Source organism: Ectobacillus sp. (assembly GCF_056992975.1).
Genome location: NZ_JBXKMX010000254.1, coordinates 1 through 5416, shown reverse-complemented (window position 1 = coordinate 5416; position 5416 = coordinate 1). Strand labels below are relative to the sequence as shown.

The 5416-nt window shown below is 37.1% G+C and carries 7 protein-coding genes; 2 read left to right on the top strand and 5 right to left on the bottom strand.

The features are described from left to right. The first annotated feature begins 147 nt into the window (after positions 1-147). Both dltD and AC11ZT_RS11660 read left to right on the top strand, forming a co-directional pair. Entirely contained in the window at positions 148-1338 is a 1191-nt protein-coding gene (gene dltD / locus AC11ZT_RS11665) for a D-alanyl-lipoteichoic acid biosynthesis protein DltD (protein WP_484059757.1), read from the top strand. An 18-nt stretch (positions 1339-1356) separates the two neighbouring features. Further along, the gene (locus AC11ZT_RS11660) at positions 1357-1518 is read left to right on the top strand and encodes a teichoic acid D-Ala incorporation-associated protein DltX (RefSeq protein ID WP_484059756.1); all 162 of its coding nucleotides are present in this window, start codon (positions 1357-1359) and stop codon (positions 1516-1518) included. Positions 1519-1529: 11 nt separating this feature from the next. Here the strand turns inward: AC11ZT_RS11660 and AC11ZT_RS11655 are convergent, their stop codons facing one another. From AC11ZT_RS11655 to AC11ZT_RS11635, 5 genes are all read right to left on the bottom strand, one after another. Then, positions 1530-2177, bottom strand: coding sequence for a phosphatase PAP2 family protein (locus AC11ZT_RS11655; protein WP_484059755.1), 648 nt, complete (start codon positions 2175-2177; stop codon positions 1530-1532). 131 nt (positions 2178-2308) lie between these two features. Further along, positions 2309-2968: a PspA/IM30 family protein gene (locus tag AC11ZT_RS11650; protein ID WP_484059754.1), complete on the bottom strand. Its 660-nt coding sequence runs from the start codon at positions 2966-2968 to the stop codon at positions 2309-2311. 1 nt (position 2969) lies between these two features. Continuing rightward, the gene (locus AC11ZT_RS11645; RefSeq protein ID WP_484059753.1) at positions 2970-3557 is read right to left on the bottom strand and encodes a hypothetical protein; all 588 of its coding nucleotides are present in this window, start codon (positions 3555-3557) and stop codon (positions 2970-2972) included. A 139-nt stretch (positions 3558-3696) separates the two neighbouring features. Further along, entirely contained in the window at positions 3697-5049 is a 1353-nt protein-coding gene (locus AC11ZT_RS11640; RefSeq protein ID WP_484059752.1) for a sensor histidine kinase, read from the bottom strand. After that, positions 5042-5416 (bottom strand): winged helix-turn-helix domain-containing protein (locus AC11ZT_RS11635; protein WP_484059751.1); only part of this gene is annotated, 375 nt, incomplete at its 5' end. The genes AC11ZT_RS11640 and AC11ZT_RS11635, both read right to left, overlap by 8 nt.

Below are 5416 nucleotides of genomic sequence, written 5' to 3'. Positions count from 1 at the left end.
GTATAAAAAATTGTTATGCTTCTACATTATTTTATGTATAATATATGGTGGTAAGCATAGTGATACGTTGTTTTTGACTATCTCTATGACTCTTTCAAATAGCTTCTGGCTTGATGAAGATACAGTTCAAACATATAAGGAGATTTTATGAAAAGCGCAATCTATAGTCCTTTACTTATAGCATTTATGATTTATGTAGGTTTTTTACTACTTCCTGTCTCGTACTTTCCAAACATCATTTCTGACAGTGAGATAAAACAAAGTAGTTCTTCACCTGATGCCCTTCGATTTAAAAATACATATATACAACAACGAGTTCTAAATAATAACACATATATTCCTTTATTTGGTTCTTCTACGCTTGGAATTTTTAGTCGTTTTCATCCATCTCATTATTTTTCAAATGAGACGGTTATTCCATATTTACAAGGACAGCCTGGTAGCACCGGTTTGCTCCACGCGATGAATCTTGCAACCTTATCCCATTCCCTCCAAAATAAAAAGCTTGTCTATTTTCTAGATCCTTCTGACTTCATGAATAAAGATGGGATTTCAGATAGTGGCTTTACGAAATATTTCTCAAGCTATCAAGCATACCAATTTCTATTTACCAATGACATTAGTACCGAATTGAAAACAAAAGTGGCTCCTAGACTAGTAAACTATTCTATAGTTAAAAAAGACCGTTTACTAACAATCATGTTAGAACGATATATTTATAAAGATCCATGGCATCAATTCAAAGCGCTTTCATTAACACCCGTTGCCTATTACCGCTTAAAGCTGAAAGAAAAACAAGATTATTTTGACAGCTTGTCTGCAGTAAAGAACATAAAACCTGTGAAACTCCAAGCACCAACTACAAAGCTTTCGTGGGATCAGCTTACCAAGGAAGCAGAGCAAGAAGGACAACTCCAAACAAATAGCAATTCGTTTGGCATTGTAAATGATACTTATAAAAAGTACGAAGAAAAATATATGAGAAATCAAAATTCTTGGAATTCTTCTTCTTTCTTGGAATCCAGTGAGTATGATGATTTACAAATGGTATTAGATATACTGCGAAAGGAACAGGCAACTCCTCTTTTCGTTTTATTGCCACGAAAAGCCGCTTATAGTGATTATATTGGCTTTACGAAGCCCTATCGCGAACAACTATATGCAAAAATTCGCAATCAAGTAGAAGCAGCTGGATTTCAGGTTACAGACTATTCAAATGCAGAATATGATAACTATTTCATGAATGATCCTAACCATTTGGGATGGAAGGGCTGGGTTCGTGTGGATCAAGATTTATCGGAATTTTTACATGGTAGACCTGATAACAATCTAAACTAAAAGAAGGAGAATCGTGAGATGAATCATTTAATGAAATATATCCATACATTGTGGTGCAATACCTCCGTACGCTGGACCGCCATGTTCCTGTTTTATGTAAGCATTTTGTTCGTTTTAACCTATCTCTATGGCTTTGTTAATCAACATACGGATTCTACATTTATTTACAATGAGTTTTAAAAGAGCACTGTTCATTTTTTTCGATCATTCACAACAGACAATCCCATTATACAAATCATGAGCCAAGAACCTCCTGCTGCAAAACCAGCTAGTACATCACTGGGATAGTGGACGCCGAGATAAATTCGGCTGATCCCAATCATGAAGATAAGTAATGCCATTACGCATATGCTTATAACCTTCTGAGCCTTTCCTTTGCATTGCCGAACAAGAAGGTAAGCAATCATACCATAAAAAACAAAGGAACCCATAGAATGTCCGCTTGGAAAACTATATCCTGTTTCATGGATGATTGGATGAATGGTAGGTCGTTGTCGTTGAAAAATCCATTTCAACAACAAATTAAAACCAATTCCGCCTGAAGCTGCAAGAAATAAAAACATGGCTTCCCACACCCTTTTCTGCCAAATCAGGATTACAAGTAACAATATAAGAAGAGCCGCAATGGTTTGCCCAGCTCCCATAAAGGTGAAGCATTCCATGATAATCGTATCGCGGTTAGATATAAAGGATTGAATCAACCTTATTATAGTAATATCAAAATTATACAGCTCTTTTTCAATTAATTCCGAGGCGAACTTTGCAAATATATATGTAAATGTTATCAAAATAGCAGTAGAATAGACTAAAAATTTTCTTTCCGATGTGGATAATTTCATCTGCTTTATTCTCCCTATTCCCTCATTTTATATATACCTATAGTAATGGTCTTAATGCAAAAAGGCAAACTCGTGGAAGTTTGCCTTTTTTGCTCATCTATTTAATCATTGGATAGGATGCTCTAGATTCTTTATTTTGTAGCTTTTAACTTTTCAAGCTCTTTTTGTACTTCTTCTTTTAGCTCACTACTCACTGATGGCATATAAGTTTTTGTGTAAGCTTGTTGGAAGTATTGACTTGCAGCAGCTTCCGCTTCTAACTTTTGAATGTATTCCTCCATTCTTGCAAAGCCTTTTAATGTATGTTCCGTTTGGAAGGATGCAAGTGTGTCTTGTCCAGATTTTAGCGCTTTTGCAGCGTTTGCTCTAGAGATCAACACCAATTTTTTATATTGTAATTCCTTAAATGTTTCTTGCATTTTACCAATTTGATCGTAGAGAAGAGCTGTTTGTTTTTTCGTTGCTTCTAATTGTTGCTTGTACATCGCTAGCTTCTTCTCTTGTGTAATTTTTTCTTGTAATGCTACTTGCGCCACTTCGTCTTCGCCTCGGTCTACAGCTAATTGTGCTTGACGAACTCGTTTTGCAACGATAGCTTCTGCTTCTTCCACAAGTGTTTCATATTTCTTTTCCATAAATAACTGATCTGCTAATGCATGCTGAGCTTTCCCAATTTGTTCTTCTACATCACGCATATACTGTTTTAACATCACGACTGGGTTTTCTAATTTATCTATCGCATCATGTACATCTGCCGTTACTAAGTCTTTCACTCTTCTAAATAATCCCATTTTATTTTTCCTCCTTGTTTATGTTTCGTTCCCATTCATCTAAGAAATCAGGTTGTTTCACAGTTTGAGTGGATGTATATTCATCACGCACTAAGTTGTCATTCTTGTTTTTAAATTTCTTATAGAGCCAGTAAATAGCTGCTGCAATAAGTAGAATAGGAAGAGTAGGTAATGCACCTAGACCAATTAACAGTAAGCCAATCCATTTTCTAGGGCCGTGATCTGCACCTCTCCATAATAACCAACCAACAAGAATGGATCCTAGCGCTAAGAAGAATGGAAGGATAGAGAACCCACCGAACCCTCTTTCATGATGACCAAATCTGCCTTGATGCATCATACCTTCTTGATGCATGCCTTTGTGATGCGGGCCATTTACTTGAAATTGACCAGATTGATTTCCACCTTGGAATTGTCCTTGTCCACCTTGAAACGTACCTTGTGTTGGTTGTTGACTATTCATCATTGATGTCATATTGAAGTTGTTAAATCGATATCCTTCATTTTTCACTACTTGAAATCCAGTGAAGATCAGAATACCAATGACTGCTAAAAGCACCAGCCATTTTAATCCTTTTTTCTTTTTCATGCTTACACCTCCTATTAGTAGATTGCCTTGCTAACAGGACCTATTGTAGAAAAGAAAAAAGAAAATATGGTGAAAAATAGAATCGGGGGAAAAACTTTTTAAAAAGTTTTTGGAGAAAGAAAAAAAGCGTAAAGATTCTTTACGCTTTCGTAGGTATAAGCACTGTAAATGTAGTTCCTGCTTCTGTACTTGATACTTGAATCGAGCCGTGGTGAGCGTCTACAATCCACTTCGCAATAGATAAACCGAGTCCATATCCGCCAATATTCTTTGAGCGGGATTTATCAGCACGGTAGAATCTTTCAAAAATCCGGCTATAGTCCTCCGATTTTATGCCGATTCCCGTATCCTTAACGATCATACATAGACTATGTTTCTTATCGTTTTCCATGCGTAACGTGACGGTAATTGATCCATGATCCGGTGTGTATTTAATCGCATTGTCTACTAAAATATATAAGAGCTGTGTAAGGCGGTCTTCGTTTCCATACACCTGTATGGATTCTGGTGCATCAAATTCTATTTCTATTTGCTTGCTTGTTGCTATAGAACGGAATGTTTCAATTACCTTACTTGCTGATGGACGAAAATCAAATAGGATTTGCGTCATTTCTTGTTCATTAGAATCAGACCGAGCGAGCGTTAGTAAATCACTGACGAGCTTTGTCATTCTATTTACTTCCTCTTTCATATTCCGCTGCACCTTTCGAGAAAAGGCACTCGTATGCTCGTCCTGTTCCATTTCTAATGTATCAAGAGACGAAAGTAAAATGCTGAGCGGCGTACGTAATTCATGGGACGCGTTCCCTACAAATTCACGCTGCTTTATATAGGATTCTTGGACCGGGATAAGAGCCCGCTTCGACATATAGCGGCTTAAGGATAATGCAACGCCGAAGAACACGACCCCAAGTCCAATGAAAATCATCAGCAATATGCGAAATAGATGGTAGACCGGAGAAATATTTTCTCCGACATATAGCGTCCCTGTCTGATCTTTCCCATTCATAATAGGCAAGGCAATCATAAGGATTTTTAATTGCTGTACATCCTCACTATGCATCATATGGTGAGAACGCACTTCTAACGTTATATTTCGGATTTCACTTTGCTGAGGATACCAACCCTGTATCGTACTTAGAAAATCTTCTCGCATCGGATGAATCGTTTCATCACCGGATATAATTTTTCCTTGCCGATCGGCTACATAGTAGAAATATTGATTTTGCCCGAACGTAACCGTTGATGAAGATCCAGACGCCCCGTTCATAGAATCTTGAATGACACTTGCTTGTTGACTTGCAAGAGATTCTATTTCTTGGTTTTGATTATACATCATTATAAAATAAAGAAGTCCATAAACGATACAAATAAACAGAACGAGAAACGTCATAAGCAATAGGCTATAAGAAAGGGTTAGTCTTGTTTGTGTTTGTTTAAAGACATCCTTGACCACCCGTTTCGTTCTTTGTATTCCAGTATGATCACTCAAGTTTATACCCAACCCCCCTTATACTCTGAATCCACCCTTGTTGCCTTGGTATATTCAATTTTTTTCGCAATAGTTTCACCGTTGCATCAATTGTTTTTACTGATACATCCGCGTCATATCCCCATATTCGATCAAGGATAATTTCTCTTGGCAAAACTTGTCCTTGATTTTGCACCAATAGATCGAACAATTGAAATTCTCGCGGTGTAAGGAGTATTTCTTCCTTTCCTTGAAATACCGCGTGGCTCGTTCGGTTCAATGTTAAGTGATGAATCATGACGATTTCTTCCTGAATCGGAGCATAATTTCGCCGTGATATGGCGCGCAAACGAGCAAGTAATTCGTCAATTTCAAAAGGTTTTACGAG

Bases quoted from the DNA above. Each gene is read 5' to 3' on its own strand.
- dltD (WP_484059757.1), top strand. From the start codon at position 148: ATGAAAAGCGCAATCTATAGTCCTTTACTTATAGCATTTATGATTTAT.
- AC11ZT_RS11660 (WP_484059756.1), top strand. From the start codon at position 1,357: ATGAATCATTTAATGAAATATATCCATACATTGTGGTGCAATACCTCC.
- AC11ZT_RS11655 (WP_484059755.1), bottom strand. From the start codon at position 2,177: ATGAAATTATCCACATCGGAAAGAAAATTTTTAGTCTATTCTACTGCT.
- AC11ZT_RS11650 (WP_484059754.1), bottom strand. From the start codon at position 2,968: ATGGGATTATTTAGAAGAGTGAAAGACTTAGTAACGGCAGATGTACAT.
- AC11ZT_RS11645 (WP_484059753.1), bottom strand. From the start codon at position 3,557: ATGAAAAAGAAAAAAGGATTAAAATGGCTGGTGCTTTTAGCAGTCATT.